The sequence below is a fragment of the Kutzneria kofuensis genome (genome assembly GCF_014203355.1).
Taxonomy (GTDB): domain Bacteria; phylum Actinomycetota; class Actinomycetes; order Mycobacteriales; family Pseudonocardiaceae; genus Kutzneria; species Kutzneria kofuensis.
Window position 1 is genome coordinate 98,824 of the sequence record NZ_JACHIR010000004.1, and the last position, 21,291, is coordinate 120,114.

A 21,291-nucleotide genomic window follows, 5' to 3' on the forward strand; every position below is an offset into this window, starting at 1 on the left:
CACGCCGCGGCCGGGCCGGCACCCGATCCCCAGGGAAGCAACTGCGCCGTAGGTAACTCCCGGCCGCCAGGGGTGTCAAGGCGCATCGGTGGCCGCTCGGTGTTCCCACAGCTGCGGACATGTCCGGCCCGCTGAAACTTACACACGTCGTCGGGGCGATCTGCGCAGGGCCACGCATGAGTACGAAACATGTCGTTGACCGCCCTCGCCCCGCTCCGTAACATCCGCCGCGTCAAGGGAATCGGTTCGACAGCCCGTTTGTCGGTCGTCAGCACAGGAATCGACCAGGGTCCGGCAGCCCGACGTCGCGTCCGCGCGTGCCCGCCGCACCGTCAACTTCGCGCCATGAGTTCTACACATCGCGTCGTCACGGCATCGTGGCGCGGTACCCCAGGAGGAGCCGATGAGAACGAGAACCGGACCCGGTCGGCTGCTGCTGGCCCTCGGCGCAGCCCTGGCCTTGGCCGTCCCCCTGCTCGCCCCCGGATCCAGCCACGCCACCCCGGCCGCCTCACTGACCGTGGACCTCGCCTCACCCCGCGGACCCTCAACCGGGGTAGGCGAAGGCTTCCTCTACGGCATCAGCTCCGACGGCACCCAACCCGTCGACCAGTACCTCAAACCCCTGGGCATCAACGCCTTCCGCGGCGGCGGCTGGTTCTCCGGCGGCTGGATCAAGGACGGCTACCGCTTCGGCCCGGCCACCCAGGCCGACCTCGACTCGATGATCTCCCAGGCCAAACGACTGACCCAACCGCCCTACCACGCCCAGTACCAGGCGCTGCTCACCGACATCTACGGCCTCAACGGCGGCCAACCCGCCAACACCACCTACCCCTGCGACAACGGCAACTGCTCCAACTGGGTCAGCTTCATCGACGCCACCGTCGGCGCGCTACAAGCCTCAGGCCTGAAGTTCGCCTACGACATCGACAACGAACCCGACATCTCCGTGTTCTGGACCCGCGGCGTGAACAGCGCCCAGTACTTCCAGATGTGGGACACCGCCTTCCGCGAGATCCGCCGCCTCGCCCCCGGCGCGCAGATCGTCGGCCCGTCCTTCGCCTTCACCCCCCAGGCCAGGTCGTCGCAGTGGCAGACCTGGCTGACCCACGTGAAGGCGGCCGGCACCGTCCCGGACATGATCACCAACCACGACGAGGGCGACGTCGACGACCCGGTCACCGTCTCCCAGTCGCTGAACAACGCCCTGACCACCGCCGGCCTCGGCCCGGTCCCGCTGTCGGCCAACGAGTACCAGCCCGCCGACCGGCAGACCGCCGGCGTGACCGCCTGGTACCTGGCCCGCTTCGCCCAGTCCGGCTACACCAACGCCATGCGCGGCAACTGGGTCTGCTGCATCACCCCCAACCTCACCGGGGTCCTGACCCAAAGCGGCGGGACCTGGCAGCCCACCGGCAACTGGTGGGCACTGCGCGACTACGCCGACCTGACCGGAACCCTCGTGGCCACCTCGGGCCAGGTCGGCTCGACCGCGATCTCGGCCTCGGAGGACGCCACCGCCACACGCGCGGTCGCGATCATCGGCGACGCCAACGGGACCACCGGCACCTCGTCGGTCACCTTCACCGGCCTGGCATCGGTCCCCTGGCTCGCGAACAACGGCAGCGTGAACGTCACCGTCCACCGCATCCCCGACCAGGCCCCGCTGTCCGCGCCGCAGGTGGTGTACAACCAGAACGTCAACGCCACGGGGGGATCGATCACCTTGCCGATCACCTTCCAGGCCTCCCACGACGCGTTCGCCGTCTACCTCACACCGGCCTCGACCGGCGGCGGCGGGTTCCCCAGCGGCAACCACCAGCTCGTGATCGCCAGCAACAACCTCTGCCTGGACGTGTACGGCGCCAGCTCCAGCGCCGGCGCGGTGATCGACCAGTGGACCTGCAACGGCCAGGCCAACCAGCAGTTCCAGTTCGTGCCCGCCTCCGGTGGCTACGGCGAGCTGCGGGCCCAGGGCTCCGGCCAGGACGTGACGGTCGCCAACGGCTCCACCGCCCAAGGCACCCCCGACATCGTCCAGGGTTCGCCGGGCACCACGGCCGCCAACCTGTGGCAACCGGTGCAGCAGTCCGACGGCTCGTACGAGTTCCGCAACCAGAACAGTGGCCTGTGCCTGGACGTGTACGGGGCCGGCAGCAACCTCGGCCAGCAGCTGGACCAGTGGCCGTGCAAGGACGCGCCCGGCACCAACCAGGACTTCATGCTCCGCTGACCCGCCCGTTCCCCTGCACCGGAAGGCAACGAAGCCATGTCCACCCGCACCAGATCGGTGCTCGCCGCGCTGGCCGCGGCGAGCACCGCCTTCGCCGGGGCCGCGTTGGCCGCGGCTCCCGCGCACGCCGCCGCCACCGTCACCATCGCCGTCTCCCCCACCGGAAACGACAGCAACCCCGGCACCCCCGACCAACCCGTCGCCACCCCGGCCAAGGCGCAGCAGCTGGCCCGTGCCCAGTCGGCGAGCAACGACGTGACCGTGCAGCTCGCCGGCGGCACCTACCGGCTCACCGCTCCGTTGACGTTCACCGGCGCGGACTCCCCCGGCTCCGGCCACCAGGTCACCTGGCAGGCGGCGGACGGCCAGACCCCGATCCTGTCCGGTGGGCAGCAGGTCACGGGCTGGACGGTGCGCGACGCGGCGGCCAACATCTACGTCGCCAGCGTGCCCAAGGGCATCGACTCCCGACAGCTCTTCGTGGACGGCTCGCTGGCCCCGCGCGCGGCCATCTCGTTGTCCCGCAACGACGTGCAGATCACCACGACCGGCATGACGATCGTGAACTCCGCGCTCAACTACCTGGCCACGCTGCCCGAGCAGAACCGGATCGAGGTGGAGAGCCAGAACTCGTTCACCGACCGGTTCGCGCCGGTCGACCACATCAGCGGCAACACGATCACCATGCAGCAGCCCGCGTGGAACAACAACAACTGGGGATACGACACGCTGGCCAAGCCGTTCGGCGGCGGGCAGATGTTCCTGGAGAACTCGTACTCGTTCCTCACCAGCGCCGGGCAGTGGTTCCTGGACCCGCAGGCCGGGCAGCTGTTCTACAAGGCCCCCGCGGGCAGGAACCCGGCGCAGAGCGACATCGAGCTCCCCCGCCTGACCTCGCTGGTCGACGTCGGCGGCAGCTACACCGCCCCGGCGCACGACATCGCGTTCAAGGGCATCCACTTCGAACACACGACGTGGCTCACCCCCAGCACCTCGGTCGGCTACGCGGACCAGCAGAGCGGCACGTTCTTTCCCCGAGCCGAGCAGCAGCCGTCCGACTTCCTGAGCTCCTGCCAGTCGGGCTGCCAGCTGTTCGAGGGCGCACGCAACGACTGGGCGCAGGCGCCCGCCGCCGTGCAGGTCTCGGCGGCCAGCCGGATCACCTTCGCCAACGACACCTTCACCAACCTCGGTGAGGTCGCGCTGGGCATCGGCAACGACGCCGACGCGCACGCGTCCGGGGTCGGCCTCGGCGCCTCGTCGATCACCGTCGACCACAACACGTTCACCGAGGACTCCGGCGCGGGCATCGTCGTCGGCGGCGTGCGGCCCGACGCGCACCACCCGTCCAACCCGGCGATGGTGAACAAGGACATCACCATCACGAACAACCTCGTCACCGGGGTGGCCAAGGACTACAAGGACATGGCCGGCATCCTGTCCACCTACGTCACGCACGCCGTCATCACCCACAACGAGGTGTCCAACCTCGCCTACGACGGCATCGACATCGGCTGGGGCTGGGGCGCCAACGACGCCGGCGGCAGCCAGGACTACCGCAACCGCGGCCTGTACAACTACCAGCCGGTCTACACCACCGCGACGACGCTGCGGGACACGATCGTCAGCTACAACCGCGTGCACGGCACCAAGCGGATCTTCCACGACGGCGGCAGCCTCTACAACCTCTCCGCCAACCCGGGCAGCTCCTTCGACCACAACTACGTCTACGACAACCAGCACACCGTCGGCCTCTACCTGGACGAGGGCTCGCGGTACGTGAACCTGTCGAACAACGTGGTCCAGGACTCCGGGGTGTGGGCGTTCACCAACGCCAACGGCAGCAACAACACCAACGACAACACGTTCTCCACCAACTGGTACAACGGCGGCGCGACCAACGTCGCCACCGGGGCGCCGCACAACAACGTCCTCAGTGGAAACGTCCAGGTGAGCGGCACCAACTGGCCGTCGGGCGCACAACAGGTGATCTCCGCCGCCGGGGTCGGCGGCAGCGGTGGCGGTGGCGGATCGACCACGGGCGCACTGCGCAACAGCGCCGCGAACCGCTGCCTCGACGTCAACAACAACAGCACCACGGCCGGCACCCAGCTCCAGATCTGGGACTGCAACGGCGGAGCCAACCAGACCTGGACCCACACGGCCGCCGGGGAGTTGTCCGTCTACAGCGGTGACAGCATGCGCTGCGTCGACGCCAACGGGCAGGGCACCACCCCCGGCACCAAGGTGATCATCTGGAACTGCAACGGCCAGACCAACCAGCAGTGGACCGTCAACTCCGACGGCACCGTCAAGGGAGTCCAGTCCGGCCTCTGCCTCGACCTGACGAACTCGGGCACCGGCAACGGAACCCTGGTGCAGCTGTCGACCTGCTCCGGCCAGTCCAGCCAGAAGTGGACCCTCGGCTGACGTCGATCGAAACGTGACCGGCGCCGGCGGCGGCTGAGGCCGCCGCCGGCGCGGACAGGAGCGGACAATGTGGTCTCGAATCGCGATGGTGCTCGCGGTGCTACTGGCCGCGGTGACGTGGTCGGCGCCGGCATCGGCGGCCGCCACCGGCCCCTGTGACATCTACGCCGCCGGCGGCACGCCGTGCGTCGCCGCCCACAGCACGGTGCGCGCGCTCTACGGCTCGTACTCCGGCAGCCTCTACCAGGTCCGGCGCTCGTCGGACAACACGACGAAGGACATCGGCGTGCTGTCACCGGGCGGCACTGCCGACGCCGCCGCCCAGGATGCCTTCTGCGCCGGCACCTCCTGCGTCATCACCGTGCTCTACGACCAGTCCGGGCACGGCAACGACATGTGGTACCAGGGTTCGAGCGCGGTTCCCGGGTCGAGCCAGAGCCGACCGGCCAGCGCCACGACGGAGTCGCTGACGGTCGGCGGCAGCAAGGCGTACTCGCTCTACATCAATCCCGGCAACAGTTACTGGCGTGACGGGCACCTCACCGGCATTCCCACCGGAACCGCGCCCGAGGGCATGTACATGGTCACCAGCGGCACGCATGTCAACGGCGGGTGCTGTTTCGACTACGGCAACAGCGAAACCACCAGGAAAGCCGACGCGGCGGGCGCGATGGACGCCATCAACTTCAGCACCTCGTGCTGGTTCGGCGGATGCAGCGGAACCGGCCCCTGGGTCCAGGCCGACCTGGAATGGGGGCTCTACCCGGGCGGCAGCCAGCAGTGGAACCCCAACCAGCGGGCCTTCACCAACAAGTACGTCACGGCGATGCTGAAGAACAACGGGACGTCCCGCTTCGCCCTCAAGGGCAGCAACGCGCAGGCCGGCAGCCTGACGACGCTCTGGGACGGCTCACTGCCGCCCGGCTACAGCCCCATGAAGAAGCAGGGGGCCATCGTGCTGGGCAGCGGCGGGGACTGCTGCAAGCCCGGTGGCGGCGCGAACCTCAGTGCGGGCACCTTCTACGAAGGCGCGATGGTGTCGGGCTACCCGTCCGACGCGACCGAGAACGCGGTGCAGGCCAACATCGTCGCCGCCGGTTTCGGCAGCGGGGGTGGCAGCACCGGCTCCACGGGCCCGGTGCACGCGGTCGGCGCCGGCAAGTGCCTCGACGTCAACGGGCGCAGCACCACGCCGGGCACCCAGCTGCAGATCTGGGACTGCAACGGCGGGACCAACCAGACCTGGACCCGCACCGCGTCCGGACAGCTGACCGTCTACAGCGGCAGCGACACGAGGTGCATGGCCGCGTCCAACGACCAGACCACGTCCGGCACAGCCGTCGTGATCTCGACGTGTGGCAGCGGAACGGGCCAGCAGTGGCACTTCAACGACGACGGCACCATCACCGGCGTCCAATCCGGACTGTGCCTCGACGTCAACGGCGCCTCCACCGCCAACGGCGCCAAGGTCCAGCTCTGGACCTGCAACCACGGCAGCAACCAGCAATGGACGCTCGGCTGACGAAAGGTTCGCCATGTCCTCCTCGCCCCGCCAGTTCACCCGCCGCAGGCTGCTGACGGTCGCCGGGTTCACCGGCATCGCGGCCGCCAGCGGGCTGGTGCGCCCCGGCATCGTCTGGGCCACCGCCGGCCCGAGCAGCTACAGCCCCACCTGGGCCTCGGTCGACCAGCACCCACCCGCGCCGGAGTGGTACCAGGACGCCAAGTTCGGCATCTACTACCACTGGGGCGTCTTCAGCGTCCCGGCGTTCGGCAACGAGTGGTACCCGCGCAACATGTACAACAACGGCTCCGCCGAGAACAACCACCACAAGGCCGTCTACGGCGACCCGTCGGTGTGGCCGTACCAGAACTTCATCAACGGCGCCCGGGACAAGGCCGGCAACTGGGTTCAGTTCGCGCCGAAGCTGAAGTCCGCCGGGGGCAACTTCGACCCCGACGCGTGGGCGCAGCTGTTCGCCGACGCCGGCGCGAAGTTCGCCGGCCCGGTCGCCGAACACCACGACGGCTACTCGATGTGGAACAGCACCTCCAACGAATGGAACTCGGTCAAGACCGGCCCCAAGCTCGACCTGTTGCAGCTGCACGCCAACGCCATCCGCGGCAAGGGCCTCAAGCTGGTCGCGGCCCTGCACCACGCGTACCACTTCAACGGCTACTACCAGTACGTCCCCTACCAGTCCACGGACTCGCTGCGCCGGCTGTTCGGCCAGAACGGATCGGCCGCCGAGAACCTGTTGTGGTACAACAAGCTCCTGGAGGTCATCGACGGTTACCAGCCCGACCTGATCTACCAGGACTTCGACCTGGGCCTGGTCGACGAGTCGAGGCGGCTCAACTTCCTCGCCCACTACTACAACCAGGCCGTGGCCTGGAACAAGGACGTGGTCGCCACCTACAAGGACGGCCTCGACAACAAGGGCGAGGTCTACGACTTCGAGCGCGGCGGCCCGACCAGCCTCCAGTTCCCGTACTGGCAGACCGACGACAGCATCTCCCCCACCAGTTGGTGCTACACCGTCGGGCTCAGCTACTACTCGACGAAGTCGCTGCTGCACTCGCTGGTCGACCGGGTCTGCAAGAACGGCAACCTGCAGCTGAACATCGCCCCGATGGCCGACGGAACCATCCCCGACCAGCAGCGCACGATCCTGCTCGGCATCGGGGACCACCTCAAGCGCTTCGGCGAGTCGATCTACGCCACCCGCGCCTGGACCGTCTACGGCGAGGGCCCGACCCAGATGGGCGGCAGCGGCCCGAAGGAGGGCACGAACCGGGACATCCGGTTCACCCGCAGCAAGGACAACACGGTGCTGTACGCCACGGTCATGGGCTGGCAGGGCAGCACCCTGACCATCACCACGTTGGGCTCCAACCAGGTCAGCCTGGCCTCGCTGCAGTCCGTGCAGCTGCTGGGCCCCACCGCCGGGACGTACGTCGACCTGCCCACCCGCACCCAGGACGGGTCCGGGCTGCACATCACCATGCCGTCGACCAACCCGCCGTTCGACGCGCTGGCGTACGTGGTCAAGCTGACCTTCGCCGGCCAGATCCCCACGCCCGGCTCGGGCCCGCTGCCCACCGGCTGGGCGCGCATCGCCAACGGCACCACCGGCCTGGTGCTGGACGGCGGCGGCAGCGTCGCCGCCGGCTCCCGGGTCAAGCAGTGGAACTGGGACGGCAGCAACAACCTCCAGTGGCAGCTGGTTGACGCCGGCGGCGGCTACTACCGCATCGTCAACCGCACCAACGGTCTGGTCATCGACAGCGGCGGCAACACCGCCAACGGCGCCACCGCCGTGCAGAACGCTTGGAACGGCGGCAACAACCAGCAGTGGCGGCTGAACAGCATGGGCAACGGCCTCTACCAGATCATCAACCGCGGCACCGGCACGGCCCTGGACGGCGCGGGCGACCGCACCGTCGGCGACTCCGCGGTCCTGTGGGCTCCGAACAACAGCACCAACAACCAGTGGACCATCGCGGCCGTGTGACCACGGCAGGACTGGGAGAACACATGAGAAACAGTTCACCGGCGGGCCGGTTGCGGCCCGCGCTCCGCGTGCTCCTGCGGGCCGGGCTGGCCGCCGTGCTCGTGCTCAGCGCACTCGTCGCGGCCAACACGACATCCGCGCCGGCCCGCGCCGCCACCAGCCTGGCGTGCGACATCTACGCCGCGGGCGGAACACCGTGCATCGCGGCCCACAGCACCACCCGGGCGCTGTACGCGGCGTACAACGGGCCGCTGTACCAGATCCAGCGCAACTCCGACAAGAAGTACCTCGACATCGGCCTCCTCGCGGCCGGTGGCGTCGCCGACTCGGCGCCGCAGGTCACCTTCTGCGCCAACACCTCCTGCACCATCACCAAGATCTACGACCAGAGCGTCAACCACAACGACCTGCCGATCTCGTGGGGCGGCTTCTGGAAGGGGCCGGGCCCCAACGGCTCCGACGTCGGGGCCAACGCGATGGCCCTGCCGGTGACCGTCGGCGGCCACCCGGCCTACGGCATCAGGAACACGCCGGGCACCGGGTACCGGATCGACGTGGCCAAGAACGCGCCGACCGGGTCCCACCCCGAGGGCGTCTACATGGTCACCTCGTCGAACTACGTGAACCAGTGGTGCTGCTTCGACTACGGCAGCGGCGAGACCTCGCACACCGACACCGGCAACGCCACCATGAACGCCATCGAGTGGGGCACCGCGTGCTGGTTCGGCAACTGCGTCGGCACCGGCCCGTGGGTCGAGGCCGACCTGGAGAACGGCATGTACCACACCGGCACCGGCTCCAACAAGGACCCGAACAACCCCGGCGTGCACTTCCCGTTCGTCAGCGCGTGGGAGAAGAACAACGGCACCAGCAACTTCACCCTCAAGTACGGCAACGCCACCAGCGGCGGCCTCACCACGCCGTACTCGGGTCCGCTGCCCAACGGCTACTCGCCGATGAAGACCGAGGCGTCGATCCTGTTGGGCACCGGCGGCGACAACAGCAACAGCGGCGCCGGCGAGTTCTTCGAGGGCGCGGTGATCTCCGGTTTCCCGTCCGACGCCACCGAAAGCGCCGTGCAGGCCGACATCGTCGCGGCCGGCTACTCCGCCGGCAGCGGTAACGGGACGACCGGCGCGGTGCGCAACACCGCCTCGAGCCGGTGCCTGGACGTCAACAACAACACCACGACGCCGGGCACCCAGCTCCAGATCTGGGACTGCAACGGCGGGAACAACCAGTCCTGGACCCGGAACGCCTCCGGTGAGCTGACCGTCTACAGCGGCGACACCATGCGCTGCCTCGACGCCAACGCGCAGGGAACCACCCCCGGCACCAAGGTGATCATCTGGAACTGCAACGGCCAGACCAACCAGCAGTGGACCGTCAACTCCGACGGCACCATCAAGGGAGTCCAGTCCGGGCTCTGCCTGGACGTCACCAACTCCGGCACCAACAACGGCGCCCTCGTCCAACTGTCCAGCTGTTCCGGTCAGGCCAGCCAGAAATGGTCCCTCGGCTGACCACTGACCGGTCGCCCGGGTGAATGGCGGGTCTCCGGGCGACCAGACCGGGCACGGCGCGCTTCGCGTGCCGTGCCCGGTTCCTCGGCTCAGGGGGAAGCGGCCGGGCCGAAACGGAGGCGGTAGGCGGTAGGCGTCAACCCGGTCCGCCGGCGCATCCAGGTTCGCAGGTTGGACGGTCTTCCCAGGCCGCTGGCGGCGGCGACGCGGTCGAGGCTCTGCTCGCCGCGTTCGAGCAGCCGGCAGGCCACCGAGACGCGTTCGGTGGCCAGCCACGCCAGCGGCGTGGTGCCCAGCTCCGTCTGGAAGCGGCGGTGCAGGGTGGCCGGGCTCACCGCCGCGCGGGCGGCCAGGTCGGCGACCGTCAACGGCCGGTCCAGGTGCTCCTGGGCCCAGGCCAGCACCGGGGCCAGCGAGTCGTCGGCCACGGCCGCGACGGGCCGTTCGACGAACTGGCGCTGCCCGCCGTCGCGGTGGGCGGCGAAGACCAGACGCCGGCTGACCGCGTTGGCGATCTCGGCGCCGTGGTCGCGGCGGATCAGGTGCAGGCCGAGGTCCAGCGCTGCGGCGCTGCCCGCGGCGGTCAGCACGTCGCCGTCGTCGACGTACAGCACGTCCGGCTCGAGCAGCACCTTCGGGTAGCGGGCGGCGAACCGCTCGGCCCAGTGCCAGTGCGTGGTGGCCCGGCGCCCGTCGAGCACCCCGGCCGCGGCCAGGGTGAACGCCCCGGTGCAGAAGCTGACCAGCCGGGCGCCCCGCTCCGCCGCCCGCTGGACGGCGCGCACCACGGCCGGCGAGCACCCGGCCTCCGGTTCCGGCCGGTTCGGCACGATCACGGTGTCGGCCGCCTCCGCCGCCTCCAGCGTGGCCACGTCGGTCAGCGTGAAGAATCCGGCGTGCATCCGCGCCGCCCGCCCGTCGGCGCACACCGTGAAGTCGTACCACCGACGGCCCAGCTCCGGCCGTCGCAGCCCGAACAACTCCGCCGCGACGCCCAACTCGAACGGGTTCGAGCCCTCGTCGACGATCACAGCCACCCGATGAGAGGATCCACGCGACATGTGCAATTCCTAGCACTCCACGGGGCGCGTGGAGTGGCGCAGGATGCGATCGTGACCAACCAACCCATCGACCTGCACGCCGCGCTGGCCGGTTTCGACGACCTGTGGGCGCCGCGGATCGCCGCCCGCGTCAACGACTACGACGTCCGCATCGCCAAGGTGGCCGGCGAGTTCGCGTGGCACCGCCACGACGACACCGACGAGTTCTTCCTCGTCCTCGACGGCGAGTTGCGCCTCGAGCTGCGCGACGAGGACGGCGAGCGCGCGGTCACCCTCCCGCGCGGCTCCGTGTTCGTCGTCGCCCGCGGCGTGGAGCACAAGCCCTCGTCCGCCGGCGGGGCGTCCATCCTCATGTTCGAGCCCACCGGCACTCCCAACACCGGGGACCAGCACGAGCGGCTGCCCGACCACATCGTCACCACAACGGGACACGCGCTCGCCTGAGCCCCGACCACCGGCGACAACCTCGCCAGCAGGCAGTTCCCCCCGTCGACGAGGACGGGGGGAACTGTTCCTGCTCCTGCGCTCCTTGTCAGCAGGTGGAGTTGGGCTGGTTCAGCGGACAGGGACTGATGGTCAGGGTTTGAGCGCCCACTGCTGGTTGGAACCACCGCTGCACGTCCACAGCTGGACGAGCGCTCCGCTGGCCGTGGAGGCGCCGGTCACGTCCAGGCACAGCCCGGACTGGACGCCGGTGACGGTGCCGTTGGCGTTGATCAGCCACTGCTGGTTGGCGCCGCCGTTGCACGGCCAGACCACGGCCTTGGTACCCGGCGATGTTCCCTTGCCGTACGCGTCCAAACACATCGTCGAGCCGCCGGAGGTGACGGTGAGCTGGTTGGCGGCGGTGTGCGTCCACGCCTGGCTCGCCCCGCCGGTGCAGTCCTGGATCTGCACCTGGGTGCCCGCCGTGGTCGACGAGTCCAGGCACTTGCCCGCGCCGACCGCGTGCAGTCCCCCACTGGTCGGTTGGCCGCCGCCACCGCCGCCGTCCAGGCCGAAGAAGTGGATCGCCAGGGCAGCCATCCCGTTCTGCGGCAGGGCATGCCCGACGCCGGCGATGCTGTACGCCTCCACGTCGACGTTTCCGCCGCTGTCGGCGTAGCGGGTCCGCGTCCACCCGGACTGCGGGGTGTCGGTGGAGGTCGGCGTCTGGCTCAGGCCGAAGACGTTGGTCCACTGCTTGATCTCTTCGCCGAAGTTCGCGTAGTAGAGCGTGGTGTCCGCGGTGCCGTGCCACAGCTGCATCCGAGGCCGCGGCCCGGTGTAGCCCGGGTACGCCCCGCGCACGAGGTCGCCCCACTGCTGCGGGGTCTTGGAAATCCGCCCCTGCGCGCACTGGGAGTTCCACTGTGAGCCGTCGGTCGTGGCGAAGCAGCCGAACGGCACGCCCATGAACGCGGCGCCGGCCTTGAACACGTCCGGGTAGTCGCCCAGCATGACGTTGGTCATCATCGCGCCGGAGGACTCGCCGGTCACGTACACCCGGTTGGCGTCGGCGCCGTTGTGCTGCTCGACGTACCGGACCATGGACACCAGGCCCACCGGGTCGTTGTTCCCGTTGTGGGTCAGTGAGCTCGGCGAGGACACGTCCCAGCAGTCGTAGCTGCGGGTCACCGACGGGTAGATGACGATGAAGCCGTACTGGTCAGCCAGGGAGGCGAACTGGGTGCTCGAGTAGAGGTACGGTCCGGACCCCTGACAGCCGTGCAACGCGAGCAGGATCGGCGGGTGGGCCTGGACGTTGTTGGGCACGTACTCGTACATCTGCAGGTTGCTCGGGTTGTTCCCGAAGTTGGTGACCTGCGTCAGCGTCGCCGCCGACGCCGCCGGGGCGACGGCGAGCTGCGCGGCCACGGACATCGCGGCGCAGGCGGCCATCGCCACCAGCGCCGTGAGGGCCCTTCCTAGTCTCATGCGAGGTCGCTCCTTCGGGGCAAGCTCAGCCGAGTCGCCACTGCTGGTTGGGTTGGCCGTTGCAGGTCCAGAGCTGGACGAGTGCGCCGCTGGCTGTGGAGGCGCCGCTGACGTCCAGGCACAGTCCGGACTGGACCCCCTTGACGGTCCCGTCGGAGTTGACGGTCCACTGCTGGTTGGGTTGGCCGTTGCAGGCCCAGGTGATCACCTTGGTTCCCGGGCTCGTGCCCTGCCCGGAGGCGTCCAGGCACAGCTGCGAGCCGTTGGTCACGCTGAGCTGGTTGGCGTCGGTGTGGGTCCAGACCTGGCTCGCCCCGCCGGTGCAGTCCTGGATCTGCGCCTGGCTGCCCGAGGCCCCGGCGTTGAGGCACTTGCCCGCGCCGACGGCGTGCAGGGGTCCCGTGTTGCCGGTCGGAGGCGGCGTCGTCCCTCCGCCCGGCACGTACGGGCACTTGGGCCGGTAGGCGGAGACGGTGCTCGGGTCGGGCAGCGTCGGGCACAGGAACTGGGTGTAGCGGGTGTCGTTGTCGACGAAGGTCTTGAGCCACGGGATCAGGAGCTTCATCTCGACGTTGTTCGGGTGCGTGTAGTAGACGTGGTCGGCCCCGGCGATCTGCGCGAAGTCGCTCGGGGTGGTGGCCGGCAGGGTGGCGTACAGACCGTCGACGTAGGACGGCGTGACCACCGTGTCGTTCTGCCCGCCGATCACCATGGTCGGCACGGTGTCGGTCGACATGTTCTGCGACGGGGAGAACGGCGCGAGCGCGACCGCGGCCTTGAGCGAGGGGCGGTGCTCGGTCGCGTACACGACCCCGCCGCCGCCCATGGAGTGGCCGAGCACCGACAACCGGTTCGGGTCGACACGGTCGTGCACGGGGCTCTTGGTCGTCAGGTAGTCCAGCGCAGCCAGCAGCTGCGTGCCCCGTGCGGTGTCGAAGTCGGTTCGGCTGTTGGTCTCCACGCCGATCACCACGAAGCCGAAGGACGAGAGCCAGGGCCCCATCCAGGCTTCCTCGTTGGCGAACAGGGCGGTGTAGCCGGGCACGATCGCGAGCGCGCCCCAGGTTCCCTGGCTCGTGTCGGTCGGGTAGTAGATCATCCCGCCGTTGAAGCCGTTGCCGGGCGGCACGCTCACCGAGGCGGTCGCGAACGGGCCACGGGTGGACTCGATCATGGCGATGGTCGGATCCGGGCCTCGCTGGTACGGATTGTCGGCGGCGGCATGCGGGAGCGGGGCGGCGGTCGCCCCGGTCGCCGGCTGCGTCGTGCCGACCAGCGTGGCCACCGCCGCCAGCACCGCCAGCGCGAGCCCGGCCGCTCTCGTCCACCCGGAGAACAGTCCCGGGTCCCGTGCCGATGTGCGGCATCGTCGCATGCCCAGCCTCCTCGTCGCGAAGGGAAACCGTCCGCTGATCAGTAGGACGCGGAATGTGTCGGGCACATCGTCCGTTCCGCGGTCCGACACATGCACAGCGTTGTATCCCATCGGTTTCACCCCGGTCCAGAACGGACGGCATCCGTGGCGTTCGGGCGTGAAACATTCATCGGACCCTGCCGTGACGGCCGGTCAGGGCGCCTGCTCGTCGAAAGGCGTTCGATAGCTGGCGTGGTTGGCGCGCAAGGTCAGCACGAGCGTGAGACGAACCCGCGTGGACGCCGGCAGCTCGACGGCGAGCCAGGGACCGTCGACCCGCAGCGACTCCTCGGTGATCTCGGGTTCCCGGTGTCCGTAGTCGTACAGATCGCCGATCCACGACCCGTCCCGGCACACCGTGTGCCGCACCGTGTGGATGGTGTGCTCCGCGAACGCGCCGGCTTGCACGATCACCGTGCGCCGCCGCTGCGGGTCGAGATTGACCAGCTCGACGACGGTCGCCTCCGGGTCGATGCTGGAGACCAGTGCCGCGACCGCGGGCGGCAGTCCGGGGCGACGGGCATCGGCGTCGTAGTACCGCACGCGCGCCTGCTGCAGGCCGCCGTTGTAGATCACCTGCGGCGCCCCCCACGTCAGCTGCACCAGCGCCTCGGTGACGACCGGATTCGACTGCTGCCACAGGTGAATGTCCGCCTCCGGCACATCCCGGTCCTGGTAGCGCGCCATCCGCGCCAGCCGATGGCGCACCTGCGCCTGCGCGGCGGCGAGGATCCGTTCGGGATAGTCGGGGTTGTCACCGCCGAGGTAGGCGACCCACGGTTCCTCGTGCCCGGCCTCCTCCTTGCTGCGGAACGAACGCACCGTGCACCAGTCGTGCGCGCTGGCGGCGCGCAGCCGCAGCAGGCGCCACAGGTCGACGTCGGCCGCGCTGTGGTGCCACAACGCCGTGGGAACGGCCATCAGCATCGGGTTGTAGTCGAACCAACCCCTGTCGTCGTGGCGGAAGGGCACATGCAGGGTGGGAGTGCTCACGTCCTCGGCCAGCTGAACCGTCCACTTGGAACAGAGGCTGGAGTCGGACTCGGTGTACGCGATGGTCTTGCCGTTGGCGATGATCTCGTCCAGCGCCGGGCGCACGAGATCGAGGTGGCTCTCGTCACCGGTGGCCTCGACGGCGGCGATGGCGCCGATCATGGCGGCGTGTCCCACGCTGTACCAGCCATGCGGCCACGACCACCCGTAGTGGCCGCCGTACCAGCGGCCGCCCACCAGCCCGCCGACCGTGCCGTCCGGCGCGACGTTGTCGGGGATGGTCCCGCCGTTCGCCGCCGCGCGTTCGCGCCAGGCGTCGACGTACTCCGCTATCCAGTCCCGGTACTTTCCTTCCCCGGACAGGATGAGGGCGTTGAGCACGAGGCCGGTGGCGGCCAGGTTGACCGCGGTGTCGCCGACGCCCAACCGCTCGCTCATCTGCCGGCCGAGCCGCGGGTCCCGATCGCGCGGCGGTTCGTCGACGTCCGGCGGCAGCAGCCAGTCGAGCGGAAAGCCGTACATCTCGGCTTCCTGCGGCAGCCACGGATACGACGCGCCGTCGAACAGGCCGGTGCGCGCCGAGTCGGAACCGTTGTGCGCACGGGTGATGATGCGGTGTTCCGGGTCGTAGTTGCCGTGCTTCGGGTCGACGTACAGATCGGCGAAGCGCAGCGCGCGCTCGCGCCAGCGGTCGGGCGCGGCCATGCACAGGAAGTAGAACAGCAGCAGGCTCTCGCCCTGGTGGAACCAGTCGTATCCGCGTTCGTACTCGTCCTGGAGCATGCCGAGTTCGGTCAGCTGCCGGGTGACTCCCCGCCAGTGGCGCTCGGATTCGGCCAGCAGGTCGTCCGCGCCGCCGAGCAGATAGAGCTGGGGCCAGTTGAAGAACACCTCGTAGAAGTCGTCCACCCCGTCGCGGGAGGTGAGCCGGCCGCGGTAGTTGAGGCGACCGTCCGGGCCGGTGTAGTCGCGGGCGAACTGCCGCCACGCCTGGTCGAGCAGGTCGAACAACGCGCGCTGGGCGATCGCCCAGCCCGGCGGCTCGAGCAGCGGCACAGAAGCCGTGATCACGGGATGCATGGGGTCAGTCCTTCGTCGCGCCGGCGAGCAGGCCGGCAACCAGGAAGCGCTGGGAGAACAGGAACACCAGCAACACCGGGGTGATCGCGACCAGGGTGGCCAGCGCCACCTCGGGTCGCTGCACCGCGAGCGCGCCGGCCGTCGGGTTGAACTGGGGGACGTTGTCCAGCAGCGTCCCCAGGCCCACCTGGACCGGGAACTGGTCACTGCCGGGCAGCAACACGTAGGGCAGGAAGTAGTTCGTCCAGTTCGCGACGAAGCTGAAGAAGCCCACCAGCGCCACGACCGGCGCGGCCAGCGGCAGGGCGACGTGCCGGAAGGCCGCGAACTCCGAGCAGCCGTCGAGTTTCGCCGCGTCCAGCAGTTCCCGTGGCAGCGCCGTGCTGAAGTAGATGTAGGCCAGGTACACGCCGAACGGATAGAACGAGTACGGCAGGATGACCGACCACATCGAGCCGATCAGGTGGACCGCGTTGACTTCGAGGAACAGCGGCACGACCAGGGTCGCGTTCGGCATCAGCATGACCACGAGGGTCGCGACCAGCAGGGTGCGCCGGCCGCGGAACTCGGTCACGGCCAGGGCGTAGCCGGCCGGGATCGCCACGCACAGCGTGATCACCAGCGCCACGAAGGAGTAGACGGCGGAGTTGCGCAGCCACAGCAGGATCGCGCCGCCCTGGTATCCGGTCAGCGCGTCCCAGTTGGCGCGCAGCGCCTCCCAGGATCCGAACGACAGCGGGCTGTCGTGCACGAGCTGGTCGTCGGTCTTGGTGGCCGCCAGCATCAGCCAGATCACCGGCAGCACGAAGAAGACCGCGAACAGCACCAGGACGGCGCCGGCCAGCGGGTTGGGGATCGGGCGCCGGGCGCGACGGGCCGATCGGGAGGTCGCGACCGTGGCCGGCCGCGTGTCCGTCCCGACGGGGGCGGTGTCAGTCGGCATCGAAGAACCCCGAGCGCACGACGAAGACGGCGGCGACCACGAGCCCGACCACCAGCAGCTCGACGGAGATCGCCGCGGCGGTGTTCACGTTGTCGTTCTGGAAGGCGAAGTCGTAGGACAGCTGGTTGGGTGAGTAGTCCCGGCCGGCCACCCCCACGCTGGCCTGCGACAGCAGCTGCGGCTCGACGAACAGCTGCGTGCCGCCGGCGAACGCGAGGATCACCATGTACACGATCCACTTGCGCAGCAACGGAATCTGGATGCGCCGCGCGGTCTGCCAGGCGCCGGCGCCGTCGATCCGGGCCGCCTCCAGGATGTCCGGGGAGATGGTGTTCAGCGCCCCGTGCATCACCACGATCCAGCCGCCCGCGCCGGTCCAGAACGCGATCATGGCGAACAGCACCGGCAGGTTGCCCGGCGCGATGACCTGGCCGAAGGTCTCGAAACCGGCGGCCCGCAGCAGGAAGCCGACGGGGCTGACGACCGGGTCGAGCACGAACAGCCACACCATCACACTGGCGGCGCCGGCCAACGCACCGGGCAGGTAGTAGAGGAAGCGCAGCGTCCGGCCGACGCCGCGCATGCCCGGTCGGTGCAGCAGGAGCGCGAGCCCGACCACGAACACGACCAGGCCGGCCAGCCAGAACACCAGGTACAGCGCGACGTGTCCGATCGCCGGCAGGAAGCGGAAGTCGGCCGCGGCGACGCCGAAGTTGGACAGTCCCGCGAAGGCGCCGCCGGCGTCGGTGAAGGCGAAGTAGATCGCGTAGACGGTCGGCACGATGCCGAACGCGACGAGCAGGACCAGGTAGCCGGCGACGAAGGCGTGTCCGGCCCGGCCCGACCGGCGCCGACGAGTCGCGCCGGCGGCGGTCGTCACTGGGTGACCTCGTAGCCGTCGGACCGGGCGTAGTTCGCGATCGCTTTCTGCCACGCGGGCAGCAGGGAGACGATGGTCTTGCCGGCGGTCAGCCCGGGAGTGACGGTGGCGGCCCAGATCGCCTCCTGGCTGAACTGCCCGTAGCCCCAGTCCGGCCACACCTGCCCCGCGGCGGACTGCAGCGGCGCGGTGATGTCGTTGGCGTAGTAGCCGGAGGCCGCCTGGTTGGCCAGCCAGGTCTTGGCCGCCGGCGCGTACGCCGGGTAGCCGACGGCCACCTTGCCCTGGTAGTCGTCCGAGGTGGTCACCCAGGTCAGGAAGTCGGTGGCGGCCTTGAGATGGGTCGAGTGCGCCGACAGCAGCCACGTGCCGCCGCCGACGTTGCCGACGGCCGGCGTGGCGTCGTCGGACCAGTGCGGCATCGGCGCGACCGCGACCTGTCCCTTCGGCGCCTTGAACGTGCCCTGGAACAGCGAGCCGCCGTACCAGGAGGGGCCGGGCATCATCAGGATCTTGTCGGCCTCGTTCTTGTCGAAGTCCGAGGAGAACACGCTGCTGGTCGACATGCTCTTGGCCGCGATCAGGTCGTCCAGCAGCGACGCCATCCGGGTGCACGCGGCGCTCGTGGTGTTGACGGTGACCGCCTTCGGCCCGGTGATGTGGTTGGCGCCGCACTTGCCGGCCCAGAGGTAGATCTCCGGGGCGAAGGTGTCCCCGGCCACGCCGACCAGGTAGCCCGGGTGTTCCCTGGCGACCTTCTCGCCGAGGGCCTTGTACTGCTCCCAGGTGGTGGGCACCTGGTAGCCCCACTGGGTCATCAGCGCCGCGTTGTACCACAGCACCGTCTGCGCCAGGTCGTTGCGCAGGCAGTAGATCGTGCCGTCCACCATGCACGGCTGGTTCGCGTTGAGCGCCCAGCCGGCCAGCAGGGACGGCGGCAGCAGGCCCTTGTTCAGCGGGGCGGCGAACCGGGCCGTGACCGCCCACGTCGCCTCGTTGTTCTGCGAGCTGAACACCACGTCGGGCCAGCCGTTGCCGGTGCGGTTGAACAGGCTGACCTTGGTCTGCAGGTAGTTCGACCCGTTCGCGTCCCCGTCGTAGGTGACGATGTCCATCTTCACCGCGGGGTTCTGCTTCTGGTACAGCTGGGCGGCGGCCAGCCGGGTCGAGTCCACCCACACGGTCAGCGGACCGGCGGACTGCGGGGCCTGCGTGAAGCCGTCCTTGGCGCCACTCGCGGTCGAGTCGCCCGCGCCGCCGCAGGCGGTGGCGGCCAGCGTGAGGGCGGCGCCGATGGCCAGCGCGGTGACCGTCCGCCGGGAGGGGGATCTTCCCGCGCGGACGGCGCGGATCCTACGCATCATTGGCTTGCTCCACGACGGTGTGGCGCCCGACCGGGTGGGCGAGGCGGCGGGTGAGCAGTGCTGAAGACGTCCAAAATTAGGCTCCCCATCGCGGCGCTAGTCAAGGCCAAGAGCCCACCTATCCCGCCACCGGCGCAACACTCCCTGGGATGTTTTGCCCGCGCTGCCCCATATGCGATGATCAGCACAGCGGTCAGCGCGGAAAATAAGTCGTACACATCTGGGACGGGCCTGGGGTGGAGTACGCTCAACTCGGCGGTCAAGAGCGGCCATACTGTGTCCTGTTGCCCACGACCACGGAGGTACGCGGTGGACGGCTCGTCCGCACTGTCAGGAGAGTCGGTCGAGCCGGCGAAGGCCGGGTCCGGCGACGCGGCCACCGCCTACCGTCCCGGCTACGAACTCGTCGCCGAGCAGATCCTGCAGTTGATCGCCGACCTCCGGCTGCGGCCCGGTGACCGGATGCCGACCGAGAACGAGCTGGCCGCCCGGCTGGGCACGAGCCGCACCGTGGTCCGGGAGGCCGTCAAGATCCTGTCCGCGATCGGCCGGGTGCGGGCGCAGAAGGGCCGCGGCCTCTACGTCGCCGACGACGAGGGAATGCTCGGCACCGCCCGCTGGGGCGGCTTCTTCATGCCGACCGACCTCGACCACGTCTACATGCTCTTCGAGTTCCGCCGCATCCAGGAGATGGAGGCCAGCCGCCTGGCCGCCACCCGGGCCACCCCCGCCGAGCTGCGGGCCATCGAAGCCGCGGTCGAGACCTGCCGCCACGGCCACCTCAGCGGGCAGGTGACGGTCTTCGAGCAGGGCGACGACGAGTTCCACGTCGGGATCGCCACCGCGTCACACAACCCGCTGCTGGTCATCGCGGTGCGGGAGGCGCGCCGGCTGCAGCGCCAGTCCAGCGTGATCGGACTGAACGGAACCATCGGCGGGCACGCCGAAGGCGCCGTCGAGGAGCACGCCGCCATCTACCGGGCGATCAGGGACGGCGAGCCGGAGGCCGCCGCCCAGGCCGCCGCGCTGCACATCGACAACACCCTTCAGGACTACCGCCGCGAGATCCAACGCCGCGTGTTCGGTTAGGACGCAGCCGCCGGTGGTCGGTCACCGGACCGGCGTGCCGGCCTCGCGCACGGCGCGCGGGGAGGCGCCAAGTTCCTTGCGGCAGGTCTTGTTGAACGCCTGCAGGTCCGGGATGCCGACGGTGGCGGCGATCGCCGGGATCGCCAACGTCGAGGCGACGAGGAGATGGCGAGCCCGCTCCATCCGGCAGTGTCTGATGTGGCCGACGACGGTGCGCCCGGTGCCGTCACGGAACAGCCGGGTGAGGTGGCTGTGCGAGACGCCCGCGGCAGCGGCGATCGCCGGAACGCTCAACGGCGCGGCCAGATTCTCCTCGATGTGGGCCAACGCCGCGCGCAGGGCGGGGTGGCCAGGGCTGCGTTCGGCGCCAGGCAACCCGGTGGTGCGCCACAGTGCGGTCCACAGCTCGGCCGAGGCCCGGGCCGGCGACTGGGTGTTCGCGGCGATCGTGTGGCGTAGCAACCCGCGCAGCACCGCCACGTCGGCGCCGGCGCTCTGCATCACGGGAAGACGGCGCCGCTCCCCGTTGCCGGGCAGTCGAAAGTGGACGTACAGGTGCTCACACCGCGGCGCGTCGTAGTCGAAGTGCACCTCCGTGTCCGGTGGGACGAGGCTGACGTGTCCGGGGCGAATGGGGTGCCGGAAGCCGCCGAACGCGAGCGTGCCCGAGTAGGCGTACACGTGCAGCTGCCACAGCTGGGGAAGCCGGAACACCTCGTGCGCCGCGATGGCCCCGTGCACTCCCACGCCCGCGTTCACCACCTGCGGCGGTTGGTCGAGCGCCAGCTCCACGGACGGGGCCATGGCGAAAACCTACCAGTGGTCGCCGATTGCGGCCCACGACCG

Annotated in this window: 15 protein-coding genes; 7 read left to right on the plus strand and 8 right to left on the minus strand. The window is 69.7% G+C overall.

Features of this window, described 5'->3' with window-relative positions:
- Window positions 1-403: 403 nt before the first annotated feature.
- The 5 genes from BJ998_RS45230 to BJ998_RS45250 all read left to right on the plus strand — a co-directional run bounded on the left by BJ998_RS45230 (window position 404) and on the right by BJ998_RS45250 (window position 9,704).
- Entirely contained in the window at window positions 404-2,236 is a 1,833-nt protein-coding gene (locus BJ998_RS45230) for an RICIN domain-containing protein (protein ID WP_184870381.1), read from the plus strand.
- A gap of 36 nt (window positions 2,237-2,272) precedes the next feature.
- Window positions 2,273-4,666, plus strand: a complete 2,394-nt coding sequence (locus tag BJ998_RS45235; RefSeq protein WP_184870382.1) for a ricin-type beta-trefoil lectin domain protein — start codon at window positions 2,273-2,275, stop codon at window positions 4,664-4,666.
- 67 nt (window positions 4,667-4,733) lie between these two features.
- Window positions 4,734-6,188, plus strand: coding sequence for an arabinofuranosidase catalytic domain-containing protein (locus BJ998_RS45240; protein WP_184870383.1), 1,455 nt, complete (start codon window positions 4,734-4,736; stop codon window positions 6,186-6,188).
- A gap of 13 nt (window positions 6,189-6,201) precedes the next feature.
- Complete coding sequence (locus BJ998_RS45245) at window positions 6,202-8,181, plus strand: alpha-L-fucosidase (RefSeq protein ID WP_184870384.1); 1,980 nt, start codon at window positions 6,202-6,204, stop codon at window positions 8,179-8,181.
- Between the two features lie 23 nt (window positions 8,182-8,204).
- A complete protein-coding gene (locus BJ998_RS45250) occupies window positions 8,205-9,704 on the plus strand; it encodes an arabinofuranosidase catalytic domain-containing protein (RefSeq protein WP_184870385.1) in 1,500 nt (499 codons plus the stop codon).
- An 89-nt stretch (window positions 9,705-9,793) separates the two neighbouring features.
- Here the strand turns inward: BJ998_RS45250 and BJ998_RS45255 are convergent, their stop codons facing one another.
- On the minus strand, window positions 9,794-10,765 hold the full coding sequence (locus BJ998_RS45255) for a GlxA family transcriptional regulator (RefSeq protein ID WP_184870386.1): 972 nt from the start codon (window positions 10,763-10,765) through the stop codon (window positions 9,794-9,796).
- Window positions 10,766-10,816: 51 nt separating this feature from the next.
- Here BJ998_RS45255 and BJ998_RS45260 point away from each other — a divergent pair, with 51 nt between their 5' ends.
- Window positions 10,817-11,209 (plus strand): cupin domain-containing protein, encoded by a 393-nt coding sequence (locus BJ998_RS45260; protein ID WP_184870387.1) that lies wholly within the window; start codon window positions 10,817-10,819, stop codon window positions 11,207-11,209.
- A 132-nt stretch (window positions 11,210-11,341) separates the two neighbouring features.
- Here BJ998_RS45260 and BJ998_RS45265 read toward each other — a convergent pair whose 3' ends face one another.
- The 6 genes from BJ998_RS45265 to BJ998_RS45290 form a co-directional block, all read right to left on the minus strand.
- Window positions 11,342-12,682 (minus strand): extracellular catalytic domain type 1 short-chain-length polyhydroxyalkanoate depolymerase, encoded by a 1,341-nt coding sequence (locus BJ998_RS45265; protein ID WP_184870388.1) that lies wholly within the window; start codon window positions 12,680-12,682, stop codon window positions 11,342-11,344.
- Between the two features lie 25 nt (window positions 12,683-12,707).
- Window positions 12,708-14,057: a poly(ethylene terephthalate) hydrolase family protein gene (locus tag BJ998_RS45270; RefSeq protein WP_184870389.1), complete on the minus strand. Its 1,350-nt coding sequence runs from the start codon at window positions 14,055-14,057 to the stop codon at window positions 12,708-12,710.
- A gap of 192 nt (window positions 14,058-14,249) precedes the next feature.
- Entirely contained in the window at window positions 14,250-16,169 is a 1,920-nt protein-coding gene (locus tag BJ998_RS45275) for a DUF8034 domain-containing protein (protein WP_184870390.1), read from the minus strand.
- A 4-nt stretch (window positions 16,170-16,173) separates the two neighbouring features.
- Window positions 16,174-17,112 carry a carbohydrate ABC transporter permease gene (locus tag BJ998_RS45280; RefSeq protein WP_184870391.1) on the minus strand — a complete coding sequence of 313 codons (939 nt, stop codon included), beginning with the start codon at window positions 17,110-17,112 and terminating at the stop codon, window positions 16,174-16,176.
- On the minus strand, window positions 17,102-17,992 hold the full coding sequence (locus tag BJ998_RS45285; protein WP_184870392.1) for a carbohydrate ABC transporter permease: 891 nt from the start codon (window positions 17,990-17,992) through the stop codon (window positions 17,102-17,104). The genes BJ998_RS45280 and BJ998_RS45285 overlap by 11 nt, the downstream gene beginning before the upstream one ends.
- A complete protein-coding gene (locus BJ998_RS45290) occupies window positions 17,989-19,356 on the minus strand; it encodes an ABC transporter substrate-binding protein (protein ID WP_184870393.1) in 1,368 nt (455 codons plus the stop codon). The genes BJ998_RS45285 and BJ998_RS45290 overlap by 4 nt, the downstream gene beginning before the upstream one ends.
- A gap of 309 nt (window positions 19,357-19,665) precedes the next feature.
- On the opposite strand from BJ998_RS45290, the gene BJ998_RS45295 reads away from it, so the two are divergent.
- Complete coding sequence (locus tag BJ998_RS45295) at window positions 19,666-20,445, plus strand: FadR/GntR family transcriptional regulator (RefSeq protein ID WP_184870394.1); 780 nt, start codon at window positions 19,666-19,668, stop codon at window positions 20,443-20,445.
- Window positions 20,446-20,466: 21 nt separating this feature from the next.
- Here the strand turns inward: BJ998_RS45295 and BJ998_RS45300 are convergent, their stop codons facing one another.
- Entirely contained in the window at window positions 20,467-21,249 is a 783-nt protein-coding gene (locus BJ998_RS45300) for an AraC family transcriptional regulator (protein WP_184870395.1), read from the minus strand.
- Window positions 21,250-21,291 lie beyond the last annotated feature (42 nt).